The sequence below is a fragment of the Streptomyces sp. NPDC049813 genome, assembly GCF_044465085.1.
Lineage (GTDB): Bacteria > Actinomycetota > Actinomycetes > Streptomycetales > Streptomycetaceae > Streptomyces.
The window spans coordinates 265114-287675 of the sequence record NZ_JBITLI010000005.1; the positions used below are offsets into that span (position 1 = coordinate 265114).

Annotated in this window: 21 protein-coding genes and 1 pseudogene; 17 read left to right on the forward strand and 5 right to left on the reverse strand. The window is 73.4% G+C overall.

All coding sequences use genetic code 11. The features are described 5' to 3' along the window. The first annotated feature begins 25 nt into the window (after positions 1 to 25). Both ACIBW6_RS13865 and hemW read left to right on the forward strand, forming a co-directional pair. Complete coding sequence (locus ACIBW6_RS13865; RefSeq protein ID WP_399059495.1) at positions 26 to 1987, forward strand: SpoIIE family protein phosphatase; 1962 nt, start codon at positions 26 to 28, stop codon at positions 1985 to 1987. A 27-nt stretch (positions 1988 to 2014) separates the two neighbouring features. Continuing rightward, entirely contained in the window at positions 2015 to 3247 is a 1233-nt protein-coding gene (gene hemW / locus ACIBW6_RS13870) for a radical SAM family heme chaperone HemW (protein WP_399059496.1), read from the forward strand. 183 nt (positions 3248 to 3430) lie between these two features. On the opposite strand, the gene ACIBW6_RS13875 is transcribed toward hemW, so the two are convergent. Beyond that, complete coding sequence (locus tag ACIBW6_RS13875; protein ID WP_399059497.1) at positions 3431 to 4255, reverse strand: DUF3097 domain-containing protein; 825 nt, start codon at positions 4253 to 4255, stop codon at positions 3431 to 3433. 34 nt (positions 4256 to 4289) lie between these two features. After that, positions 4290 to 5033 carry an MBL fold metallo-hydrolase gene (locus ACIBW6_RS13880; RefSeq protein ID WP_399059498.1) on the reverse strand — a complete coding sequence of 248 codons (744 nt, stop codon included), beginning with the start codon at positions 5031 to 5033 and terminating at the stop codon, positions 4290 to 4292. A gap of 143 nt (positions 5034 to 5176) precedes the next feature. On the opposite strand from ACIBW6_RS13880, the gene hrcA reads away from it, so the two are divergent. The 7 genes from hrcA (at position 5177) to ACIBW6_RS13915 (ending at position 12272) form a co-directional block, all read left to right on the forward strand. Beyond that, complete coding sequence (hrcA, locus tag ACIBW6_RS13885; RefSeq protein WP_399059499.1) at positions 5177 to 6193, forward strand: heat-inducible transcriptional repressor HrcA; 1017 nt, start codon at positions 5177 to 5179, stop codon at positions 6191 to 6193. Next, positions 6194 to 7330: a molecular chaperone DnaJ gene (dnaJ, locus tag ACIBW6_RS13890; RefSeq protein ID WP_399059500.1), complete on the forward strand. Its 1137-nt coding sequence runs from the start codon at positions 6194 to 6196 to the stop codon at positions 7328 to 7330. It begins immediately after the preceding gene. 203 nt (positions 7331 to 7533) lie between these two features. Continuing rightward, on the forward strand, positions 7534 to 8607 hold the full coding sequence (locus tag ACIBW6_RS13895) for a nitronate monooxygenase (protein ID WP_399059501.1): 1074 nt from the start codon (positions 7534 to 7536) through the stop codon (positions 8605 to 8607). Continuing rightward, a complete protein-coding gene (locus ACIBW6_RS13900) occupies positions 8604 to 9350 on the forward strand; it encodes a 16S rRNA (uracil(1498)-N(3))-methyltransferase (protein WP_399059502.1) in 747 nt (248 codons plus the stop codon). The genes ACIBW6_RS13895 and ACIBW6_RS13900 overlap by 4 nt, the downstream gene beginning before the upstream one ends. 581 nt (positions 9351 to 9931) lie before the next feature. Further along, positions 9932 to 10285 carry a histidine triad nucleotide-binding protein gene (locus ACIBW6_RS13905; protein ID WP_399059503.1) on the forward strand — a complete coding sequence of 118 codons (354 nt, stop codon included), beginning with the start codon at positions 9932 to 9934 and terminating at the stop codon, positions 10283 to 10285. 20 nt (positions 10286 to 10305) lie between these two features. Next, complete coding sequence (locus tag ACIBW6_RS13910) at positions 10306 to 11214, forward strand: ribonuclease Z (protein WP_399059504.1); 909 nt, start codon at positions 10306 to 10308, stop codon at positions 11212 to 11214. Positions 11215 to 11240: 26 nt separating this feature from the next. Further along, positions 11241 to 12272: an adenosine deaminase gene (locus ACIBW6_RS13915; protein ID WP_399059505.1), complete on the forward strand. Its 1032-nt coding sequence runs from the start codon at positions 11241 to 11243 to the stop codon at positions 12270 to 12272. On the opposite strand, the gene ACIBW6_RS13920 is transcribed toward ACIBW6_RS13915, so the two are convergent. Continuing rightward, positions 12224 to 13567, reverse strand: coding sequence for an MFS transporter (locus ACIBW6_RS13920; RefSeq protein ID WP_399059506.1), 1344 nt, complete (start codon positions 13565 to 13567; stop codon positions 12224 to 12226). The two genes, ACIBW6_RS13915 and ACIBW6_RS13920, sit on opposite strands and share 49 nt — an antisense overlap. 360 nt (positions 13568 to 13927) lie before the next feature. Between ACIBW6_RS13920 and ACIBW6_RS13925 the strand changes: the two genes are divergently transcribed. The 7 genes and pseudogenes from ACIBW6_RS13925 to ACIBW6_RS13955 all read left to right on the forward strand — a co-directional run. Next, positions 13928 to 15043, forward strand: a complete 1116-nt coding sequence (locus ACIBW6_RS13925) for a carbohydrate kinase family protein (protein ID WP_399059507.1) — start codon at positions 13928 to 13930, stop codon at positions 15041 to 15043. A 267-nt stretch (positions 15044 to 15310) separates the two neighbouring features. Further along, positions 15311 to 16378 (forward strand): PhoH family protein, encoded by a 1068-nt coding sequence (locus ACIBW6_RS13930; protein WP_399059508.1) that lies wholly within the window; start codon positions 15311 to 15313, stop codon positions 16376 to 16378. Between the two features lie 12 nt (positions 16379 to 16390). Beyond that, positions 16391 to 16888: an rRNA maturation RNase YbeY gene (gene ybeY / locus ACIBW6_RS13935; protein WP_399059509.1), complete on the forward strand. Its 498-nt coding sequence runs from the start codon at positions 16391 to 16393 to the stop codon at positions 16886 to 16888. Further along, positions 16885 to 18177 (forward strand): hemolysin family protein, encoded by a 1293-nt coding sequence (locus ACIBW6_RS13940; RefSeq protein WP_399059510.1) that lies wholly within the window; start codon positions 16885 to 16887, stop codon positions 18175 to 18177. Before ybeY ends, ACIBW6_RS13940 begins: the two co-directional genes overlap by 4 nt. Then, the gene (locus tag ACIBW6_RS13945) at positions 18174 to 18530 is read left to right on the forward strand and encodes an MmcQ/YjbR family DNA-binding protein (RefSeq protein WP_399059511.1); all 357 of its coding nucleotides are present in this window, start codon (positions 18174 to 18176) and stop codon (positions 18528 to 18530) included. Before ACIBW6_RS13940 ends, ACIBW6_RS13945 begins: the two co-directional genes overlap by 4 nt. A 37-nt stretch (positions 18531 to 18567) precedes the next feature. After that, on the forward strand, positions 18568 to 18921 hold the full coding sequence (locus ACIBW6_RS13950; protein WP_399059512.1) for a cytidine deaminase: 354 nt from the start codon (positions 18568 to 18570) through the stop codon (positions 18919 to 18921). A gap of 326 nt (positions 18922 to 19247) precedes the next feature. Next, positions 19248 to 19634 (forward strand): annotated as a pseudogene (locus ACIBW6_RS13955) (transglycosylase family protein); the annotation flags it as partial. Positions 19635 to 19688: 54 nt separating this feature from the next. Here the strand turns inward: ACIBW6_RS13955 and ACIBW6_RS13960 are convergent. Both ACIBW6_RS13960 and ACIBW6_RS13965 read right to left on the reverse strand, forming a co-directional pair. After that, entirely contained in the window at positions 19689 to 20027 is a 339-nt protein-coding gene (locus ACIBW6_RS13960; RefSeq protein WP_356492862.1) for a P-II family nitrogen regulator, read from the reverse strand. Further along, positions 20024 to 21340 (reverse strand): ammonium transporter, encoded by a 1317-nt coding sequence (locus ACIBW6_RS13965; RefSeq protein ID WP_399059513.1) that lies wholly within the window; start codon positions 21338 to 21340, stop codon positions 20024 to 20026. Before ACIBW6_RS13965 ends, ACIBW6_RS13960 begins: the two co-directional genes overlap by 4 nt. A gap of 142 nt (positions 21341 to 21482) precedes the next feature. Between ACIBW6_RS13965 and era the strand changes: the two genes are divergently transcribed. After that, the gene (era, locus tag ACIBW6_RS13970; protein WP_399059514.1) at positions 21483 to 22433 is read left to right on the forward strand and encodes a GTPase Era; all 951 of its coding nucleotides are present in this window, start codon (positions 21483 to 21485) and stop codon (positions 22431 to 22433) included. The last annotated feature ends 129 nt before the right edge of the window (positions 22434 to 22562 follow it).

Consider the following 22562-nt stretch of genomic DNA (forward strand, 5'->3'; position numbering starts at 1 on the left):
TGCCCGAACTGCTCAGGAGCCGAACGTGGGGTCCATTCCTATCCAGCGGGAAACCACCTTCAGCGACGGGGACGTGATGGACGATCCGCACGCCGGACCGGTCCTGGTCCGTACCTCGCTGCCGGGGGACCCGCTCGCGCCCGCGGCCGCACGCCGCTTCGTGCGCGCCGCGTTCGCCGACTGGACCGCCCGCGCGGCGCCCGGCTCCGAGGCCCTCGGCGGCCGCCTCACCGACGACTCCATCGTGGCCCTGAGCGAGCTCGTGACCAACGCCGTGGTGCACGCCGGCACCACCGTCGACCTGCTGTGCCGCCTGGACGGGGCAGCCGCCGACGGCACTCCCGCCGGAGTGGTCATCGAGGTCACCGACCACCACCCGGCCCGCGCCGTGCGCAGCCGGGGCACCTCCCGCCCCGCCGAGACCCCCGAGTTCGGCCGCGGCCTGCACCTCGTCGCCTCCCTCTCCGACGCGTGGGGCATCACCTACCGCCCCGGCACCAAGACCGTGTGGGCCCGGCTGCCCGCCGACGCGACCCCGGAGGACCCGAGCGACCCCAGCGTGCAGTCCGCCGTCCGCGCCCTGGAGCGCGGCCTGCACGCCGGCGACCTGCTGGCGCCCATGCCCAGGCGCGTGCCGCAGGACCGGGACTGGGTCAACCGCGGCGCGCTCTCCTTCCTCGCCGAGGCCTCCGACCTGCTCGCCGGCCAGCTCGACGAGGACATGGTCGCCGCCCTGGTCGGCCAGCTCCTCGTCCCGCGGCTCGCCGACTGGTGCGCGATCTGGCTCTACGACGAGGAGGGCCGGGGCCTGCCCGGCACCGCCGACCACGACCTGCGCGGCGGCACCGGCCCGATGCCCGCGCCCCGGCTCGCCCGCGTCTGGCACAGCCACGAGAACCGCACCGAGGAGCTGCGCCGGCTCTTGGAGAAGGAACCACCCCGGCTGCCCGACTCCGTACGGACCGCGGCCGTCCCGGTGCCCTGGCCGTTCGAGGCGCGCGACGAGAGCGGACCGGAGGAGCCCGGCGCCGCGCTCGCCTACCGGCTGATGGTCGGCGGCCGCAGCCTCGGCATCCTGCTCATCGGCCGCGGCGGCCTGCCCCGCTTCCCCGACGAGGTCAGCGGCCTCGTCGAGGACTTCTGCCGCCGCGTCGCCCTGGCCGTCAGCGCGGCCCGCCGCTTCACCCGGCAGGCCACCATCAGCCGCATCCTCCAGCGCGGCCTGCTGCCCACTGCCATCGCCGAGATCCCCGGCATGCAGAGCGCCCTGGTGTACGAGCCGAAGGAGGCGGGCGGCCCCGGCGGCGACTTCTACGACGTCTTCCCGGCCGGCGACGGCCGCTGGTGCTTCGCCCTCGGCGACATCCAGGGCAAGGGGCCCGAGGCCGCCGTCGTGATCGGCCTCGTCCGGCCCTGGCTGCGCCTGCTCGCCCGCGAGGGGTACCCGGTCGCCCAGGTCCTGGACCGGCTCAACCGGCTGCTGCTCGACGACGCGACCGAGGCCGCCGACGCCGCGGCCCGCGCGCTCGCCGCCGCCGGCGGCCAGGGCATCCCGCCGGAGGGCTCCAGCTCCCGCTTCCTCTCGCTCCTCTACGGCGAGCTGACCCCGGCCGCGGGCGGCACCGGGGTCAGCTGCACCCTCGCCTCCGCCGGACACCCGCTGCCCCTGCTGATGCGGCCCGGCGGCGAGGTCGTGTCGGCGGCCGTCCCGCAGGTGCTGCTCGGCGTCGTCGAGGACCCCGACTACACGAGCGAGACCTTCGAGCTGCTGCGCGGGGACACCCTGCTGTGCGTCACCGACGGGGTGACCGAGCGCCGCTGCGGACGCCGCCAGTTCGACGACGACGACGGGCTCGCGCACGCCCTCGCCGGATGCGCCGGGCTCACCGCGCAGCTGCTGGCCGAGCGGATCCGGCGCCTGGTGCACTCCTTCGCGGACGGCCCGCCGGACGACGATCTGGCGCTGCTCGTGCTCCAGGCGCTGTGACCTCCCGCGAGGCGGGACAATGGGTCCATGCCTTCCGCACTCCCCGACGGTGAGCCCGTCCCCGACGACGGGTCGCTGCCCGCCTCCGCGCTCACCGGCGCCGCCGCCCGGCCCCTCGGCTTCTACCTGCACGTCCCGTACTGCGCCACGCGCTGCGGCTACTGCGACTTCAACACCTACACCGCGACCGAGCTGCGCGGCACCGGCGGCGTGCTCGCCTCGCGGGACAACTACGCGCGGACGCTGATCGAGGAGGTCCGCCTCGCCCGCAAGGTGCTCGGCGACGACCCCCGCCCGGTGCGGACCGTCTTCGTCGGCGGCGGCACGCCGACGCTGCTGCCCGCCGCCGATCTCGTGACGATGCTGGGGGCGATCCGGGACGAGTTCGGGCTCGCGGACGACGCGGAGGTGACGACGGAGGCCAACCCCGAGTCGGTGGACCCGGCCTACCTCGCGCAGCTGCGGGCCGGCGGCTTCAACCGGGTCTCCTTCGGGATGCAGAGCGCCCGGCAGCACGTGCTGAAGGTGCTCGACCGCACCCACACCCCCGGCCGGCCCGAGGCCTGCGTCGCCGAGGCCCGCGCGGCCGGCTTCGAGCACGTGAACCTGGACCTGATCTACGGCACCCCGGGCGAGACCGACGCCGACTGGCGGGCCTCGCTCGACGCGGCGCTCGCGGCCGGCCCCGACCACGTCTCGGCGTACGCGCTGATCGTCGAGGAGGGCACGCAGCTCGCCCGGCGCATCCGGCGGGGCGAGGTGCCGATGACCGACGACGACGTGCACGCGGACCGGTACCTGATCGCCGACGAGACGATGGCGGCGGCGGGCTTCTCCTGGTACGAGGTGTCGAACTGGGCGACGAGCGAGGCGGCACGCTGCCTGCACAACGAGCTGTACTGGCGCGGGGCCGACTGGTGGGGTGCCGGGCCCGGGGCGCACTCGCACGTGGGCGGGGTGCGGTGGTGGAACGTGAAGCATCCTGGCGCATACGCTGCCGCGCTGGCCGCGGGGAGGTCGCCGGGGGCCGGGCGGGAGGTGCTGGCCGCGGAGGACCGGCGGGTCGAGCGGATCCTGCTGGAGCTCAGGCTCCGGGACGGGTGTCCGTTGTCGTTGCTGAAGCCCGATGGTGCGGTCGCGGCGCGGAAGGCGCTGGATGCCGGGCTGTTGGAGGCCGGGCCCTTCGGGGAGGGGCGGGCTGTGCTGACCCTGCGGGGGCGGTTGCTGGCCGACGGGGTCGTGCGGGACCTCGTCGACTGAGCGGGGTGGTCGGGCGGGTGCGCCCTGGCGCCGTGGGGTGCCGGTCCGGGGCGGGTGCGACCCCGTGGGGGCTGAGCGCGCAGTTCCCCGCGCCCCTGGCGGGGTCGGGCCCCTGCCCCCGCGCCCCTGGCGGCGCGCATGCCGCCCCGCATGCCGCCCCGCATGCTTCCCCGCAGGGCGGAGCTAGGCGGCGGGGGTCGTCACGAAGTCGATGAGGTGTTCCACCTTGCCCAGGAGTTCGGGCTCCAGGTCCTTGTAGGAGCGGACCCGGGACAGGATGTGCTGCCAGGCCTCGCCCGTGTTCGCCACGCGCCAGCCGAGCGCGCGGCACACGCCCGTCTTCCAGTCCTGGCCGTGCGGGACCCTGGGCCAGGCCGCGATGCCCAGCGAGGACGGCTTCACCGCCTCCCAGATGTCGATGTACGGGTGGCCGACCACCAGCGCGTCGGCGCTCGTCACCGACTGGGCGATGCGCCACTCCTTCGTGCCGGGCACCAGGTGGTCGACGAGGACGCCGAGCCGCGCGTCCGGGCCCGGCGCGAACTCCGCCACGATCGCCGGCAGGTCGTCGACGCCCTCCAGGAACTCCACGGCCACGCCCTCGATGCGCAGGTCGTCGCCCCAGACGCGCTCGATGAGCTGCGCGTCGTGCTTGCCCTCCACGTAGATGCGGCCCGCGCGGGCCACCCGCGCCCGAGCGCCGGGCACCGCCACCGAACCGGACGCCGTCCGGGTGGGGCGCACCGGGCCGCCGGTCGCGGGACGCACCAGCGTGACGACCTTGCCCTCCAGCAGGAAACCGCGCGGCTCCATCGGGAACGCGCGGTGCTTGCCGAAGCGGTCCTCCAGCGTCACCGTCGGCCCCTGCGCCGTCTTCTCCACCCGCACGACCGCGCCGCAGAAGCCCGTCGTGACCTCCTCCACGACGAGGTCCGGCTCGGCGGGGACCTCCGGAGCGGGCTTGTTCCGCTTCCAAGGGGGTGTCAGGTCCGGGGTGTACTGGCGCATTTTGCAGACGATAGGAGAAGCTCCGGGACGCCGCCTACGACACGCCGGAGCGGGCCGCGAGTGTGGCGCGCTGCTCGCGGACAAACGCCGCATCCACCACCGAACCGTGCCCGGGGACGTAGCGGGCGTCCTCGCCGCCCAGGGAGAGCAGCCGGTCGAGCGCGGCCGGCCACCGGTGCGGGACCGCGTCCGGTCCGGCCTGCGGCTCGCCCGACTCCTCGACCAGGTCGCCGCAGAAGACGGTCTCCGGCGCCGGGGGCGGCGCGGAGACCAGGACCGCGAGGTCGTGTCCGGTGTGTCCGGGGCCGACGTTCGCCAGCAGCACCTGGACGCCGCCGCCCAGGTCGAGCGTGCGCTCGCCGCAGACCCGGTGGGCCGGGGTGACCAGGAGTTCCGCCGCCTCGCCCGCGAGATCGGGGCCGAGGCCGTGGCGTACGGCATCGGCGCGCAGCGCGTCCGCGCCGCCGCCCGCGAACACGGTGTCGATGCCCGCGGCCCCGAACACCTCGACGCCCGCGAACGCCGCCGTGCCGAAGACGTGGTCGAAGTGCGGATGGGTCAGCGCGATGTGCGTCACTCTCGCGCCCGCCGCGAGCAGGCGCCGGGTGTCCGCGCGCAGCCGGGCCCCTTCACGCAGTGAGGATCCCGTGTCGATCAGCAGGGCCGCGTCCGCGCCCACGACGAGCCCGGCCGTACAGTCCCAGCCGGGCAGCCGGATTCGCCCCACATGCGGCGCCAGTTCTTCCCATCCGGCCGACTTCCAGTCGATGGCTTGCATGCCCCGACGCTAGCGGCCTTGCCGGGCCCGTACCCACCGGCCGTACACTGAGCCGGGGACGACTGGCACTCGCGCGCAGCGAGTGCCAAACCGGAACGATCACGAGAACGATCACAGAGACAGTTGCTGGAGGTGTGCGCCCGATGCTCAGTGAACGCAGGCTCGAAGTGCTGCGCGCCATCGTCCAGGACTACGTCGGCACCGAGGAGCCCGTCGGCTCCAAGGCGCTGACCGAGCGGCACAGCCTCGGCGTCTCCCCGGCGACCGTGCGCAACGACATGGCCGCCCTGGAGGACGAGGGGTTCATCGCCCAGCCGCACACCAGCGCCGGGCGCATCCCCACCGACAAGGGCTACCGCCTCTTCGTCGACAAGCTCACCGCGGTGAAGCCGATGACCGGGCCGGAGCGGCGCGCCATCCAGAACTTCCTGGAGGGCGCCGTCGACCTCGACGACGTCGTCGGGCGGACCGTGCGGCTGCTCGCGCAGCTGACGCGGCAGGTCGCGGTCGTCCAGTACCCGTCCCTGACCCGCTCCACCGTGCGCCATGTCGAGCTGCTCGCGCTCGCGCCCGCCCGTCTGATGCTCGTCCTGATCACGGACACCGGGCGCGTCGAGCAGCGGATGATCGACTGTCCGGCGCCGTTCGGCGAATCGTCCCTGGCGGATCTGCGGGCCCGGCTCAACAGCCGGGTCGCGGGCCGCCGGTTCGCCGATGTGCCGCAGCTGGTGCAGGACCTGCCGGAGGCCTTCGAGGCGGAGGACCGCGGCACGGTCACGACGGTGCTCTCCACCCTGCTGGAGACGCTCGTCGAGGAGACCGAGGAGCGGCTGATGATCGGCGGTACCGCCAATCTCACCCGCTTCGGACATGACTTTCCCCTCACCATCCGGCCCGTGCTGGAGGCGCTGGAGGAGCAGGTCGTGCTCCTCAAGTTGCTTGGCGAGGTGGGTGATTCGGGCATGGCCGTACGGATCGGTCACGAGAACGCCCACGAGGGACTCAACTCCACGTCCGTCGTGTCGGTCGGCTACGGTTCGGGCGGCGAGGCAGTTGCCAAGCTCGGCGTGGTCGGCCCGACCCGCATGGATTACCCGGGAACGATGGGAGCAGTACGCGCAGTGGCACGTTACGTCGGACAGATCCTGGCGGAGTCGTAAGTGGCCACGGACTACTACGCCGTACTCGGCGTGCGCCGCGACGCTTCCCAGGACGAGATCAAGAAGGCCTTCCGCAGGCTCGCTCGTGAACTTCACCCGGACGTGAATCCGGACCCGAAGACGCAGGAGCGGTTCAAGGAGATCAACGCCGCCTACGAGGTGCTCTCCGACCCGCAGAAGAAGCAGGTCTACGACCTCGGGGGCGACCCCCTGTCGGGGGCCGGCGGAGGTGGCGCCGGAGGCTTCGGCGCCGGTGGGTTCGGCAACTTCTCGGACATCATGGACGCGTTCTTCGGAACCGCGTCGCAGCGCGGGCCCCGCTCGCGCACGCGCCGCGGCCAGGACGCCATGATCCGGCTCGAGATCGAGCTGGACGAGGCCGCCTTCGGCACCACCAAGGACATCCAGGTCGACACGGCCGTCGTCTGCACCACGTGCAGCGGCGAGGGCGCGGCGCCCGGGACCTCCGCCCAGACCTGCGACATGTGTCGCGGGCGCGGCGAGGTCTCGCAGGTCACGCGCTCCTTCCTCGGCCAGGTCATGACCTCGCGGCCGTGCCCGCAGTGCCAGGGATTCGGCACCGTCGTGCCGACCCCGTGCCCGGAGTGCGCCGGTGACGGCCGCATCCGGTCGCGGCGGACGCTGACGGTGAAGATCCCGGCCGGGGTGGACAACGGCACGCGGATCCAGCTCGCGGGCGAGGGCGAGGTCGGCCCCGGCGGCGGCCCCGCCGGCGACCTGTACGTCGAGATCCACGAGCTGCCGCACCCCGTCTTCCAGCGGCGCGGCGACGACCTGCACTGCACGGTGACCATCCCGATGACGGCGGCGGCCCTCGGCACGAAGGTGCCGCTGGAGACGCTCGACGGCATGGAGGAGGTCGACATCCGGCCGGGCACGCAGTCCGGCCAGTCGGTCCCGCTGCACGGGCGTGGCATCACCCACCTGCGCGGCGGCGGCCGGGGCGACCTCATCGTGCACGTCGAGGTCATGACCCCGCAGAAGCTCGAACCGGAGCAGGAGCGGCTCCTGCGCGAGCTGGCCAAACTCCGCGGCGAGGAGCGCCCCACGGGCCAGTTCCAGCCGGGGCAGCAGGGGTTGTTCTCGCGGTTGAAGGATGCTTTCAACGGGCGGTGAGTGGGTGTGGCCGGGTGGCTGGGGGTCCGGGGGTCGTCCCCCGGGTGAGCACAGTCAGCCGGGGCAGCAGGGGTTGTTCTCGCGGTTGAAGGATGCTTTCAACGGGCGGTGACGCGTAGGGCTGTGCCGTCTCGGCCGGGGCGGCGCAGGCCGGCCGGATCAGCCGATTCGGCCGCCTGACGTGTCCGTGGCACGATGCGCTCATGCCCCTCGCGCTGACAGATCTCTGCCCCTGTCCGATCGTGCAGGCCCCCATGGCGGGCGGCGGCTCCTGCCCCGCGCTCGCGGCCGCGGTCTCGGACGCGGGCGGGCTCGGGTTCCTGGCCGCCGGGTACAAGACGGCCGACGGGATGTACCAGGAGATCCAGCAGCTGCGCGGGCTGACCGGCCGCCCGTTCGGCGTCAACCTGTTCCTGCCGCAGCCGGAGTACGCGGACCCGGCCGCGGTCGATGTCTACCGCCACCAGCTCGCCGGTGAGGCCGGCTGGTACCAGACCCCGCTCGGCGACCCCGACGGCGGATGCGACGACGGCTACGACGCCAAGCTCGCCATCCTCCTCGACGACCCGGTGCCCCTGGTCACCTTCACGTTCGGCTGCCCCACGCCCGAGGTGATTGACGCGCTGCGCGCCGCCGGCACGCTCACCGCCGTCACCGCGACGACCGTGGAGGAGGCGCTCGCCGCCCAACGGGCCGGCGCCGACGCCGTCTGCGTCCAGGGCATCGAGGCCGGCGGCCACCAGGGCACGCACCGCGACAACCCCGAGGCGGACGGCAGCGGCGTCGGACTGCTGGCGCTCATCGCGCAGGTACGCGAAGGGGTCCGGCTGCCGATCGTCGCGGCCGGCGGGATCATGCGGGGCGCGCAGATCGCCGCCGTGCTCGCCGCGGGAGCCGACCTGGCCCAGCTCGGGACGGCCTTCCTGGTGACGCCCGAGTCCGGCGCGCCCGCCCCGCACAAGCAGGCCATGACCGATCCGCTGTTCACCAGGACCGAGCTGACCCGGGCGTTCTCCGGGCGGCCCGCGCGCGGACTCGTCAACCGTTTCCTGCGCGAGCACGGGCCGTACGCGCCCGCCGCCTACCCGGAGGTCCACCACATGACGTCACCGCTGCGCAAGGCCGCCGCCAAGGCGGGTGACCCGCAGGCCATGGCGCTGTGGGCGGGGCAGGGCCACCGGCTGGCCCGGGAACTGCCCGCCGGGCAGCTCGTCGAGGTCCTCGCCGCCGAACTCGTCGCCGCGCGGGCCACGCTCGGACAGCGGGGTGCCGCGTGACGGCGCCGGTGTTCGTGGTCGACGGCCCGGTGCCGGACGGGCGCAGCTACGTACTGGACGGTCCCGAAGGGCGGCACGCCGTCTCCGTCAAGCGGCTGCGGGCGGGCGAGTCACTCGTCCTGACGGACGGGCGCGGGGCGTGGAGCGAGGGCACCGTCACGGCCGCCGAGGGCAAGGACCGCCTCGTCGTCGAGGCCGGGCCCGTGCGCACCGAACCCGTGGAGCGGCCCCGGATCACCGTGGTGCAGGCGCTGCCCAAGGGGGACCGCGGGGAGCTGGCCGTGGAGACCATGACCGAGACGGGCGTCGACGCGATCGTGCCGTGGGCGGCGTCCCGGTGCATCACCCAGTGGCGCGGTGAGCGCGGCACCAAGGCGCTCACCAAGTGGCGGGCCACCGCGCGGGAGGCGGGCAAGCAGTCGCGCCGGGTCCGCTTCCCGGAGGTCGCGGAGGCGGCCACCACCAAGGAGGTCGCGGCGCTGCTCGCCGGGGCGACGTTCGCCGCCGTCCTGCACGAGGACCGGGACGCGGCGAGCACCGCGCTGGCCTCCGCGCCGCTGCCCGCGGACGGGGAGATCGTGCTCGTCGTCGGGCCCGAGGGCGGGGTGGCTCCGGAGGAACTCGCCCTCTTCGCCGAGGCCGGGGCCAGGCCGTACCGGCTCGGGCACAGCGTGCTGCGGACGTCGACGGCCGGTACGGCGGCGGTGGCGCTGTTGTTGGGCCGTACGGGGCGCTGGGGCTGACGGGCCCCGGGCAGATGGGGTCGCGCAGTTCCCCGCGCCCCCTGAGCGGCAGTTCTTCGTCCGCGGGTCCGGTGGGGGCTGGTCGCGCAGTTCCCCGCGCCCCTGAAAGGCGCACTGCGTGCGCCCACGTTTTCGTCCGCGGGTCCGGTGGGGCTTCTCGCGCAGTTCCCCGCGCCCCTGGAGCATGCGGCTCCGCCGCAGCCCCATGGCCCGATGAGAGGCCGCACGAAGTGCGCCTCTCAGGGGCGCGGGGAACGGCGCGAGCAACCACGACGGCGGGTCAGCCGAAGTCCTCTGGGGGCGCGGGGAACGGCGCGCTCAGCCACGACGGCGGGTCAGGCGAAGTCTTTTGGGGGCGCGGGGAACGGCGCGCTCAGCCACGATGGCGGGTCAGGCGAAGTCTTTTGGGGGCGCGGGGAACTGCGCGACCAGCCACGACGGCGGCGCGGACGAAGTCATTTCAGGGGCGCGGGGAACGGCGCGAGAAGTCCCCGCGGTGCCGCGGACGAAGTCATTTCAGGGGCGCGGGGGGTGATCGATACGATGCCCGCGTACGGAGACGCCCCGCAAAGGAGACCGACGTGACCGGCGAACCCCAGGCCGACTGCCTGTTCTGCAAGATCGTCGCGGGCGACGTCCCCGCCACACTGGTCCGCGAGACCCCGACCACCGTCGCGTTCCGGGACATCAACCCCCAGGCCCCCACCCACATCCTGGTCATCCCCCGCGTCCACCACCCCGACGCCGCCTCCCTCGCCGCCGCGGAGCCGGAGATCGCCGCGGACGTGCTGCGCGAGGCCGGCGAGGTCGCCGCGGAGGAGAAGCTGGCCAGCTACCGCCTCGTGTTCAACACGGGCAGCGGCGCCGGCCAGACCGTCTTCCACGCGCACGCCCACGTCCTGGGCGGCCGCGGCCTCCAGTGGCCCCCCGGGTAACGGACCACAGGGAACCCACCGTGTCCGTACGGGAATTCGTCGTGCTCGGCACCGCCAGCCAGGTGCCGACCCGCCACCGCAACCACAACGGCTACCTGCTGCGCTGGGACGCCGAAGGCATCCTCTTCGACCCCGGCGAGGGCACCCAGCGCCAGATGCTGCGCGCCGGGGTCGCCGCGCACGACCTGAACCGGATCTGCGTCACCCACTTCCACGGCGACCACTCGCTGGGGCTCGCCGGAGTCATCCAGCGCATCAACCTCGACCGCGTACCGCACCCGGTGACCGCCCACTACCCGGCCTCCGGGCAGCGGTTCTTCGACCGGCTGCGGTACTCCACCGCGTACCGGGAGACCGTCGGCATCACCGAGGAGCCGGTCGGCGGGGAAGGCGCCGTGCTCGCCGACACGCCGGCCTACCGGCTGGAGGCGCGCAGGCTCTCGCACCCCGTCGAGTCGTACGGCTACCGCCTCGTCGAGCCGGACGGCCGCCGCATGCTGCCCGAGCGGCTCGCCGCGCACGGCATCACCGGACCCGACGTGGGCCGGATCCAGCGCGAGGGGCGGCTCGGCGGGGTCCCGCTCGACGCCGTCAGTGAGGTGCGACGCGGTCAGCGGGTCGCGTTCGTCATGGACACCCGGCTGTGCGACGGCGCCGGTGAACTCGCCGAGGGGTGCGATCTGCTCGTCATCGAGTCGACCTTCCTCGACGAGGACCGGCAGCTCGCCGCCGACCACGGGCATCTGACGGCGGGGCAGGCGGCGGGCCTCGCCCGGGACGCGGGGGTGCGCCACCTCGTCCTGACGCACTTCAGCCAGCGCTACGCCGACCCGGAGGAGTTCGCCCGGCAGGCGCGGGCCGCCGGGTTCACCGGAGAGCTGACGGTCGCCCGCGACCTGGACCGCGTCCCGGTGCCGAGACGCCGCTGACCCGCGAGGGCGCATACGATGCCCGGATGTCCCTCGCACCACTCGCTCGCATCCCCAAGGCCGAGCTGCACCTGCACATCGAAGGCACTCTCGAACCCGAGCTGGCCTTCGCCCTCGCCGCGCGCAACGGCATCACGCTGCCGTACGCCGACACCGAGGCGCTGCGCAAGGCGTACCTCTTCGACGACCTGCAGTCCTTCCTGAACCTGTACTACGAGCTGATGGCCGTCCTCGTCACCGAGGACGACTTCGCGGACCTCGCCGACGCCTACCTGGCGCGCGCCGCCGAGCAGGGCGTGCGGCACGCCGAGATCTTCTTCGACCCGCAGGCCCACACGGCGCGCGGCGTCGCCATCGGCACGGTCGTCGAGGGGCTCGGCCGGGCGCTCGCGCGCAGCGAGGAGCGGCACGGGGTCTCCACCAAGCTCATCCTCTGCTTCCTGCGCGACCAGTCGGCCGCGTCGGCGATGGAGACGCTGGAGGCGGCCCGGCCGTACCTGGACCGCATCGTCGGCGTCGGGCTCGACTCGGCCGAGGTCGGCAACCCCGCCTCGAAGTTCCGCGAGGTCTACGCGGCCGCCGACGCGCTCGGCCTGCGCAAGGTCGCCCACGCGGGCGAGGAGGGCGACCCCTCGTACATCTGGGAGGCCCTGGACGTGCTCGGGGTCGAGCGCGTCGATCACGGGCTGCGGTCCCTGGAGGACCCGGAGCTCGTGGCCCGCCTGGTCCGGGACCGCGTCCCGCTGACGCTCTGCCCGCTGTCGAACGTGCGGCTGCGCGCCATCGACGTCCTGGAGGAGCACCCGCTCGTCGCCATGATGGACGCCGGGCTGCTGTGCACGGTGAACTCCGACGACCCGGCCTACTTCGGCGGGTACGCCGGAGACACCTTCCACGCCGTGCACGAGGCGCTGGCCATGGACCACGAACGGCTGCGGGAACTCGCCCGCAACTCGTTCGAGGCGGCCTTCCTCGACGGCAGCGCGGAGGAAGAGGCGCTGCGCGCCCGCTACCTCGCCGAGGTCGCCGCGTATCCGCTGGACGACATCTCGGGCTGAACCCCGTCGGGCCCCGCCGTCGTGAACTCCTGCGCCGCGACGGCGGGCACCTCCAGCGGGTAGATCTCCACGACGGGCTGCTCCAGCAGGCCCGACGGCGGGACGATCGCGCCGACCGGGGCGCCGCTGCGGCGCCGGGCCGCACCCGCGAAGAGCGGGCGGCCCGCCGTGTGCAGGGCCACCGCGGTCAGCGGCACCGCCAGCAGGAGCAGCGCGGCGGCGAGTGCCGTGCCCATCGCCGGGAAGCCGATGCCCTGCGAGAGGGAGCTGCCCACCAGCGGGCCGCACGCCGTACCGAGCGAGGACGCCGAACCGACCAGCACCGCCCAGCGGCCGCGCGGGTCGAGCGAGGCGGCCAGGCCCAGCAGGTACGAGAGCACCACCGGGTAGAGCGTGTTCCAGGCGATCTCGCCCGTGGCGAAGGAGCCCAGGCCGTCGGCGCGGGCGCTGAGCGCGATGCAGCCGGCGATGGCCGCCGTGCCCGCGCCGATGGGCAGCGCGCGGCCGAGCCGGGTGCCGAGCGCGCCCGCGCCGACCACCCCGAGCAGCCCCGCGCCGAGCGCCACCGCGAACACGCTGCCGACGGTGACCTCGCTGAGGCCCGCCTGGACGGTGCCGATGCGGCTGCTGACGCCCCACAGCGAGTTCTGCGCCATCGACCAGCAGACGATGACCACGGCGAGCATGGTGCCGGGCCGCGCGTAGGGCAGCGGGGTGCGGAAGGTGGGCGCGGTGCGCGCCGGGCCGGTGTCCGGTCCGATCGGCTCGCCGAGCCGGGACGTCGCGGGCCACACGGCGAGCGCGGTGACGGCGAGCGCGGCGAACGGCAGGGCGTGGCCGGCCGGGCTGATCCGCGGGATCGACAGGTACAGGGCGCCCGCCAGCGCCGAGACGGTCAGCAGACCCAGCGTGGACGCGCGGTGCGGGTCCTTCTGCGCGGCGATCCCGGTGGCGGCGACGGCCGTTGTCGTGCCCGAGCCGAAGCCGCCGATCATCGCACCCGCGACGACCAGGGGGACGGAGGTGGAGAGCGCCGCCGTGCCGTAGCCGACGGCGGCGAGCAGCAGCCCGGCGCGGGCGGCGCGGCGGGCGCCGATCCGCTCGACGCGGGCCGCGAGGGTGAAGCCGGCGGTGGCCGAGCTGAGCAGCAGGGCGCTGCCGGCCAGACCCGCCTGGGTGGGGGAAAGCCGCAGGCTGTCGGCGAGTCTGCCGACGACGGTGGGGAGGAGGTAGGCAGCGAGATAGCCGGCCGTGAAGAGGGCGGTGAGTGCGGGCCGGGGAGCGCGCGAAGACACGGGCAGTCCTGGAGACGGACCCCCCTGCCACGGACGCTGTGTGGGGCAGGTTTTCGGCAAGGGGGTGGTAAGGAAAGGGGGTGGGGAGCGCGACGTCTTTGCGAACGGGACCGAACCGGGGACGTCGGGGCGCGGCCAATTTGTATCAAGCCGCGAGGGCCCCACAGAAGCCGGGGCTGTGTGACCTGCGCCACATCTAGTTTGATACGGGGAAGCTCGGGTAGCGGCTCCTGTTTTCCGGCGTCTTTCCTGGGCCTTTCCGGTGGGCGAACGGCAGTTGGGCGGGGCGGCGAGCTCTCCCGGGGCACCGGCTCGTTTCAGGCACACTGGCCGGACTCGTACCACTGCAGGGAGAAGGACGTGACCCACCCCGAACCCGCCCGCGCCGAACCGGCCGCCACGGACCCTCTCGCCGGGCTGCGCGCCCCCGGTGACCCCGCCTGCGACGTGTACCTGACCGGCACCGTCTTCCTCGACATCGTCTTCACCGGCCTGGACACCGCGCCCGTACGGGGCACCGAGTCGTGGGCCCGCGGCATGGGGTCGAGCCCCGGGGGCATCGCGAACATGGCGGCGGCGCTCGCCCGGCTCGGCCTGCGCACGTCGCTCGCTGCCGCCTTCGGGGACGACCACTACGGCGAGTACTGCTGGGACACCCTGGCGCAGGGCGAGGGCATTGACCTGAGCCACTCGCGGACCGTCGCCGGCTGGCACTCGCCCGTCACTGTCTCCATGGCCTACGAGGGCGAACGCACCATGGTGAGCCACGGGCACGAGCCGCCGCCGCAGGAGCCCGCGCCGCGCTGCCCGCCGCCCGCGCGGGCCGCCGTGGCGTCCCTGGTGCCCGGGATCGGGGCGCCGTGGGTCGGGGAGGCGGCGCGCAACGGGACGCGGATCTTCGCCGACGTCGGCTGGGACGAGACGGGCCGCTGGGACCTCGGCGCGCTCGGGGAGCTCGGGCAGTGCGAGGCGTTCCTGCCCAACGCGGAGGAGGCGATGCGCTACACCCGGACGTCCTGTCCGCGGGCCGCGGCGCACGCCCTCACCGAGCATGTGCCGCTGGCCGTCGTGACGTTGGGGGCGGAGGGCGCGTACGCGGTGGACGGGCGGACCGGTGAGACGGCGTCCGTGCCGGCCATCGAGGTGGCGGCGCTCGATCCGACCGGCGCGGGCGACGTCTTCGTGGCCGGGTTCGTGACGGGCACCCTCGCCGGGTGGCCGCTGGCCGACCGGCTGGCCTTCGCCGGGCTCACGGCGGCGCTGTCCGTGCAGGAGTTCGGCGGGTCGCTGTCGGCGCCGGGGTGGTCGGAGGTGGCGGCCTGGTGGCGGCAGATCCACGCGTACGAGGAGCGCGGGCGCCAGGACCCCGCCGCGCTCGCCCGGTACGCGTTCCTGGAGCCGCTGCTGCCGGGGACGGGACGGCCGTGGCCGCTGCGCCGAGCGGTCCCGACGATCGGCTTCGGCCGCACGGCGTGAAACACCTCGTCGCGCACCGGCACTCTCCCTCAAGCCCCTCCGGCACTCTCAAGCCCCTCCGGCGATTGAGGAGCGGGGTCCGGGGCGGAGCCCCGGGGAGTACGTGGATGCCGGGGACGCCGGACAAGGGGCAGGGCGCACAGCGCGGCCGGCCCGCCCCCGACCCGGCGGCGCTAAAACACTTCGGGCAACCAAGCGGAGCGTCGTACGCTGGGACGCATCAGACACCGGCTGTCACAAGGAGAATGCGGCCCTCAGAGCCCGCCCATGACGCAGACACCATCCAGCGCCCGCAGCGCAGGGCAGGAACAGGCACGTGCGCGGTTCACCGTCCCGGCCAAGCACCCCATGGTCGAGGTGCTGGGCTCGGGTGACGCCCTGCTGCGCGTGATCGAGGAGGCCTTCCCGGCGGCCGACATCCATGTCCGGGGCAATGAGATCAGCGCGACCGGGGAGCCGGCGGAAGTCGCCCTCGTCCAGCGCCTGTTCGACGAGATGATGCTGGTCCTGAGGACAGGGGCACCGATGACAGAGGACGCCGTGGAGCGCTCCATCGCCATGCTGAAGGCGACGCAGAGCGGCGAGGGCGACGGGACCGAGACCCCGGCGCAGGTGCTCACGCAGAACATCCTGTCCTCGCGCGGCCGCACCATCCGCCCCAAGACGCTGAACCAGAAGCGGTACGTCGACGCCATCGACAAGCACACCATCGTCTTCGGCATCGGCCCCGCGGGCACCGGCAAGACCTACCTCGCCATGGCCAAGGCCGTCCAGGCCCTCCAGTCCAAGCAGGTCAACCGGATCATCCTGACCCGGCCCGCGGTCGAGGCGGGGGAGCGGCTCGGCTTCCTGCCCGGCACCCTGTACGAGAAGATCGACCCGTACCTGCGCCCGCTCTACGACGCCCTGCACGACATGCTCGACCCGGACTCGATCCCCCGCCTGATGGCGGCCGGGACCATCGAGGTCGCGCCGCTGGCGTACATGCGCGGCCGCACGTTGAACGACGCGTTCATCATCCTCGACGAGGCGCAGAACACCAGCCCCGAGCAGATGAAGATGTTCCTGACCCGGCTCGGCTTCGACTCGAAGATCGTGATCACCGGTGACGTGACGCAGGTCGACCTGCCGAACGGCACGAAGAGCGGGCTGCGCCAGGTGCAGGACATCCTCGAAGGCCTCGACGACGTGCACTTCTCGCGGCTGTCGTCCCAGGATGTCGTCCGGCACAAGCTGGTCGGCCGTATCGTCGACGCGTACGAGAAGTACGACACCGAGAACGGTACGGAGAACGGCTCCCACAAGGGCCGTCCCAGAGGGACCCAAGGAAAGTAGTACGAGAGCGCCATGTCGATCGACGTCAACAACGAGTCCGGAACCGAGGTCGACGAGCAGGCGATCCTCGACATCGCCCGCTACGCGCTCGCGCGGATGCGTATCCACCCGCTCTCCGAGCTCTCGGTGATCGTCGTGGACGGCGACGCCATGGCGCAGCTGCACGTGCAGTGGATGGACCTGCCGGGGCCGACGGACGTCATGTCCTTCCCCATGGACGAGTTGCGGCCGCCCATGAAGGACGACGACGAGCCCCCGCAGGGCCTCCTCGGGGACATCGTGCTCTGCCCCGAGGTCGCCGAGCAGCAGGGCGCGGACGCCCCCACGCAGCACTCCATGGACGAGGAGCTGCAACTGCTCACCGTGCACGGCGTGCTGCACCTGCTGGGGTACGACCACGAGGAGCCCGACGAGAAGGCCGAGATGTTCGGTCTCCAGGCCGCCATCGTGGACGGCTGGCGCGCGGAGAAGGGGCTGAGCGGGCCGTCCCCGGCGCCGACCGTGTCATGAGTCCTTCGCTGATCGCCGGCGCCGTCGCCCTGGTCGTCGTCGCCTGGCTCGCCGCCTGCGCCGAGGCGGGCATCGCCCGCACCTCCAGTTTCCGCGCCGAGGAGGCCGTCCGCTCCGGGCGGCGCGGCAGCGCCCGGCTCGCCCAGGTCGCCGCCGACCCCACCCGGTACCTGAACGTCGCCCTGCTGGTCCGCGTCGCCTGCGAGATGGCCGCCGCCGCCCTGGTCACGTACGCGTGCCTGGAGGAGTTCACCGCCACCTGGCAGGCGCTGCTCGTCGCCATCGGCGTGATGGTGCTCGTCTCGTACGTGGCGGTCGGGGTCTCGCCCCGCACCATCGGGCGCCAGCACCCGCTGAACACCGCCACCGCCGCGGCCTACGTGCTGCTGCCGCTGGCCCGGGTGATGGGGCCCGTCCCGCCGCTGCTGATCCTCATCGGCAACGCCCTGACCCCGGGCAAGGGGTTCCGGCGCGGTCCGTTCGCCTCCGAGGCCGAGCTGCGCGCCATGGTCGACCTCGCCGAGAAGGAGTCCCTCATCGAGGACGAGGAGCGCCGCATGGTGCACTCCGTCTTCGAGCTCGGCGACACCCTCGTGCGCGAGGTCATGGTGCCGCGCACCGACCTGGTCGTCATCGAGCGGTACAAGACGATCCGGCAGGCCCTGACGCTCGCGCTGCGCTCCGGGTTCTCGCGGATCCCGGTCGTCGGGGAGAGCGAGGACGACGTCGTCGGGATCGTCTACCTGAAGGACCTGGTCCGAAAGACGCACATCAACCGCGACTCCGAGGCCGAGCTGGTCTCCACCGCCATGCGCCCCGCCACCTTCGTGCCCGACACGAAGAACGCCGGTGACCTGCTGCGCGAGATGCAGCAGCTGCGCAACCACGTGGCCGTCGTCATCGACGAGTACGGCGGCACGGCCGGCATCGTCACCATCGAGGACATCCTGGAGGAGATCGTCGGCGAGATCACCGACGAGTACGACCGGGAGCTGCCGCCCGTCGAGGAGCTGGGCGACGACCGGTTCCGCGTCACCGCCCGGCTCGACATCGGCGACCTCGGGGAGCTGTACGGCATCGAGGAGTACGACGACGAGGACGTGGAGACCGTCGGCGGGCTGCTCGCCAAGGCGCTGGGCCGGGTGCCCATCGCCGGTGCCTCGTCCGCGGTGACCCTGCCCGACGAGCGGCGGCTGCGGCTCACCGCCGAGGCCGCCGCGGGACGCCGGAACAAGATCGTGACGGTGCTCGTGGAGCCCGTCGCGGCCGGCGGGGAGCAGCCCGCATGAGCCCCGGGGAGCTGCGCGCCCTGTGCCTGTCGTTCAACGCGGCGGTGGAGGACTTCCCCTTCAACCCGGAGACGTCCGTCTTCAAGGTGCTGGGGAAGATGTTCGCGCTCAGCTCCCTGGACGGCCGGCCGCTCAGCGTCAACCTCAAGTGCGACCCCGAGGACGCGGTGCGGCTGCGCGAGGAGTACCCGGGTGTCGTCGTGCCCGGCTGGCACATGAACAAGCGGCACTGGAACACCGTCACGGTCGGCGCGCTGCCGGCCGCCTTCGTGCGGGAGCTGGTCGAGGACTCCTACGACCTCGTGGTGGCCGGGCTGCCGCGCGCCGAGCGGCTCCGGCTCGACCGGCCCTGAGCGGCTGCGGCCCGAGCGGGCTCCTTATGCTCACCCCATGACTGAGAGCACCGACCTCGGCCCCGAGGACCGCAAGATCGTCACCCTGGCCCGCTCCGCGCGGGCCCGCAACGGCGTGCCCGAGGGAGCGGCCGTCCGCGACGAGACCGGCCGTACGTACGTGGCGGGCTCCGTCGCCCTCGACTCGCTGCGGCTGAGCGCGCTGCGGACCGCCGTCGCCATGGCCGTGGCCTCCGGCGCGCAGTCCCTGGAGGCGGCGGCCGTCGTCTCGGCGGCGGACGCGCTGCCGACGGAGGACCTCGCCGCCGTCCGCGACCTGGGCGGCGCGGGCACCCCGGTCTTCCTCGCGGGGGCCGACGGGACGGTGCGGGCCACCCTGGGCACCGGCTGAACCGGCCCGTATGCCGCCACGGCGTGTGAGGACGCTCACAGCCGGGGCGGGCCGGGGCCTCGGTCCCGGACGCCGGGGCGCGAGCGGCGGGCGGCCCTGAGGCGAGGTCCCGGGGCGCGCGGGACCTTCGGCCCGGGCCGTCGGGCCCGGGGCGGGGCGGGACACAAGTGAGGGCGGACGTCCTTGCGGGAGGGCCTGCGACCCCTGGGACGGGCCGGGGTGCGCGGGCCATGGTGGAGCAGTCGCCCGGCGCCGACAGCGCTTCGACAGCGTCCCCTTCCGGGAAGCGCCGCGGCCGTCCCCGTCCCCGAACGAAGGCTTCTTTCGTGATCTTCTCCGCCCGTACCTCCGCCGCCCGCACCTCCGCCGCCCGCACCTCCCGCGTCCGCCGTCTCGCCGCCACCGGCGCCCTCGCCGGTGCCGCAGGCGCGATGGTGCTCGCCGGCACGGGCTCGGCCTCCGCCGCGACCGACGCCCCCTCCGGCAAGTGGGACGCCGTCGCCCAGTGCGAGTCCAGCGGCAACTGGGCAGCCGACACCGGCAACGGTTTCTCCGGCGGTCTGCAGTTCACTCCGTCCACCTGGGCCGCCTACGGCGGTACCCAGTACGCCGCGACCGCGAGCCACGCCACCAAGGCCGAGCAGATCGCCGTCGCCGAGAAGGTGCTCGCGGCCCAGGGCCCGAACGCCTGGCCCGTCTGCGGCGCGAGCCTGTGAGGCGCTGATCGCCCGCACAGCAGGGAACAGAAGGGGCCCGGACCCGGTCGTTCAGACCGCGTCCGGGCCCCTCTCGCCCGTCCGCACCCGCACCACGCTCTCCACCGGCACCGCCCACACCTTGCCGTCGCCGATCTTCCCCGTCCGGGCCGCGCGGACGATCGCGTCCATCGCGGGCTCGGCGTCCTCGTCCCCGACCACGACCTCGATCCGCACCTTGGGCACCAGGTCGACCTGGTACTCGGCGCCCCGGTACACCTCGGTGTGGCCGCGCTGGCGCCCGTACCCGCTGGCCTCCGTCACCGTCAGGCCGAGCACGCCCAGCTCCTGGAGCGCCGTCTTGACCTCGTCGAGGCGGTACGGCTTGACGACCGCGGTGATCAGCTTCATGGCGCGACCTTTCGGGCGGCGGGGGCGGACGCGGGGTGGACCGTGGCGCCCAGGACGCCGTGATCGTACGCACTCTCCGCGTGCACGGTCTGGTCCAGGCCGGTCAGCTCCTCCTCGGCCGACGCCCGGAACCCCATCAGCTTCGCGAGCACCTTCCCGATCCCGTACGTGACGAGGAAGGTGTACGCCGCCACGACCAGCACCGCCAGCAGCTGCCTGCCCAGCTGCCCGGCGCCGCCCCCGTACAACAGGCCCTCCTTCGCCGAGCCGGTCATCGCGGACGTGGCGAACAGGCCGATCAGGAGCGTGCCGACCACCCCGCCGACGAAGTGCACGCCGACGACGTCCAGCGAGTCGTCGTAGCCGAGGACGAACTTCCACGCCACGGCGTACGAGCAGACGACTCCGGCCACGAGCCCGACGACGGCGGCGCCGAGCACCCCCACCACCCCGCAGGCCGGGGTGATCGCGACCAGGCCCGCCACCGCGCCCGACGCGGCGCCGAACGTCGTCGGGTGCCCGTCGCGGCGCTGCTCCACGAACAGCCAGCCGAGCAGCCCCGTGCAGCCCGCGATCAGGGTGTTGAACAGGGAGGCGGCGGCCAGCCCGTTCGCGCCGAGGGCCGAGCCGCCGTTGAAGCCGAGCCAGCCGAACCAGAGCAGGCCCGCGCCCATGACCACCATCGGCAGGTTGTGCGGGCGCATCGCGTCCTTCTTGAAGCCCGCGCGCGGCCCGAGCACCAGGCACAGCGCCAGGCCCGACGCGCCGGAGGCGATCTCGACCACGAGGCCGCCCGCGAAGTCCAGGGCGCCCAGGTGCTGCCCGATCCAGCCGCCCGGGCCCCACACCCAGTGCGCCACCGGAACGTATACGAGCAGCGCCCACACGGGGACGAAGACGAGCCACGTGGCGAACCTCGTCCGGTCCGCGACGGCTCCGCTGATCAGCGCCGCGGTGATGATCGCGAACGTCAGCTGGAAGGTCGTGAAGAGGAACGTCGGGACGGTGCCGGTGAGCGAGTCCGGGCCGATCCCCGCCATGCCCGCGTGGTCCAGGCCGCCGATCAGCCCGGCGAAGGAGTCGTCGCCGAAGGCGAGCGAGTACCCCGCCACCAGCCACACCATCGTCACGAGCGCGATGGAGACGAAGCTCATCATCAGCATGTTCAGAACGCTCTTCGAGCGGACCATGCCGCCGTAGAACAGGGCGAGGCCGGGCGTCATCAGCAGGACGAGCGCGGTGGCGGCGAGCAGCCAGGCGGTGTCCCCGGTGTCCAGGGCGGGGGCCGGTCCTGCGGCGAGGGTGGCGGTCACGGGTCTCCTCCGGGTGGGGGCTGCCGTAGAGCGTCACCGGTCCGGGTTTCCGAATCCCTACCCCGGCGTTTCCGTCGTGTTTCGTGTTGCCGGGCGGTTACCGGGGCCTCACGGTGCTCGCGGGCCCTGCGGATCAGGGACAATGGGCGCCATGAGCGTTCACACCCCCGCTGCCGGACCTGCCCATCGCGCCGGTTTCGCCTGCTTCGTCGGCCGTCCCAACGCGGGCAAGTCCACCCTGACGAACGCTCTGGTCGGCAAGAAGGTGGCGATCACCGCCGACCAGCCGCAGACCACGCGGCACACCGTGCGCGGGATCGTGCACCGCGACGACGCGCAGCTGATCCTCGTGGACACCCCCGGGCTCCACAAGCCGCGCACGCTGCTCGGCGAGCGGCTCAACGACGTGGTGCGCACCACCTGGGCCGAGGTCGACGTCATCGGCTTCTGCCTGCCGGCGAACGAGAAGCTCGGCCCCGGCGACCGGTTCATCGCCAAGGAACTGGCCTCCATCAAGAAGACGCCGAAGATCGCCATCGTCACCAAGACCGACCTCGTCGACAGCAAGGCCCTCGCCGAGCAGCTCATCGCCATCGACCAGCTCGGCAAGGAGCTCGGCTTCGAGTGGGCCGAGATCATCCCCGTGTCGGCCGTCGGGGACCGGCAGGTCGGCCTCCTCGCCGACCTGATCGTCCCGCTGCTGCCCGAGGGGCCGGCGCTCTATCCGGAGGGCGACCTCACCGACGAGCCCGAGCAGGTCATGGTCGCGGAGCTGATCCGTGAGGCCGCGCTCGAAGGCGTCCGGGACGAGCTGCCGCACTCCATCGCCGTCGTCGTCGAGGAGATGCTGCCACGCGAGGACCGCCCCGCCGACAAGCCGCTCCTCGACATCCACGCCTTCGTCTACATCGAGCGGCCCAGCCAGAAGGGCATCATCATCGGCCCGAAGGGCAAGCGCCTCAAGAACGTCGGCATCAAGTCCCGCAAGCAGATCGAGGCGCTGCTCGGTACGCCCGTCTACCTCGATCTGCACGTGAAGGTGGCCAAGGACTGGCAGCGCGACCCCCGCCAACTCCGCAAACTCGGCTTCTGACCGGCCCCGCCAGGGGCGCGGGGAACGGCGCGCTCAGCCACGACGCGTCCGCACCCGGCGACGACGCTCAGCCCCGGGGCTCCGCCCCGGCCCCCGCTCCTCAATCGCCGGAGGGGCTTGATTTGGGCG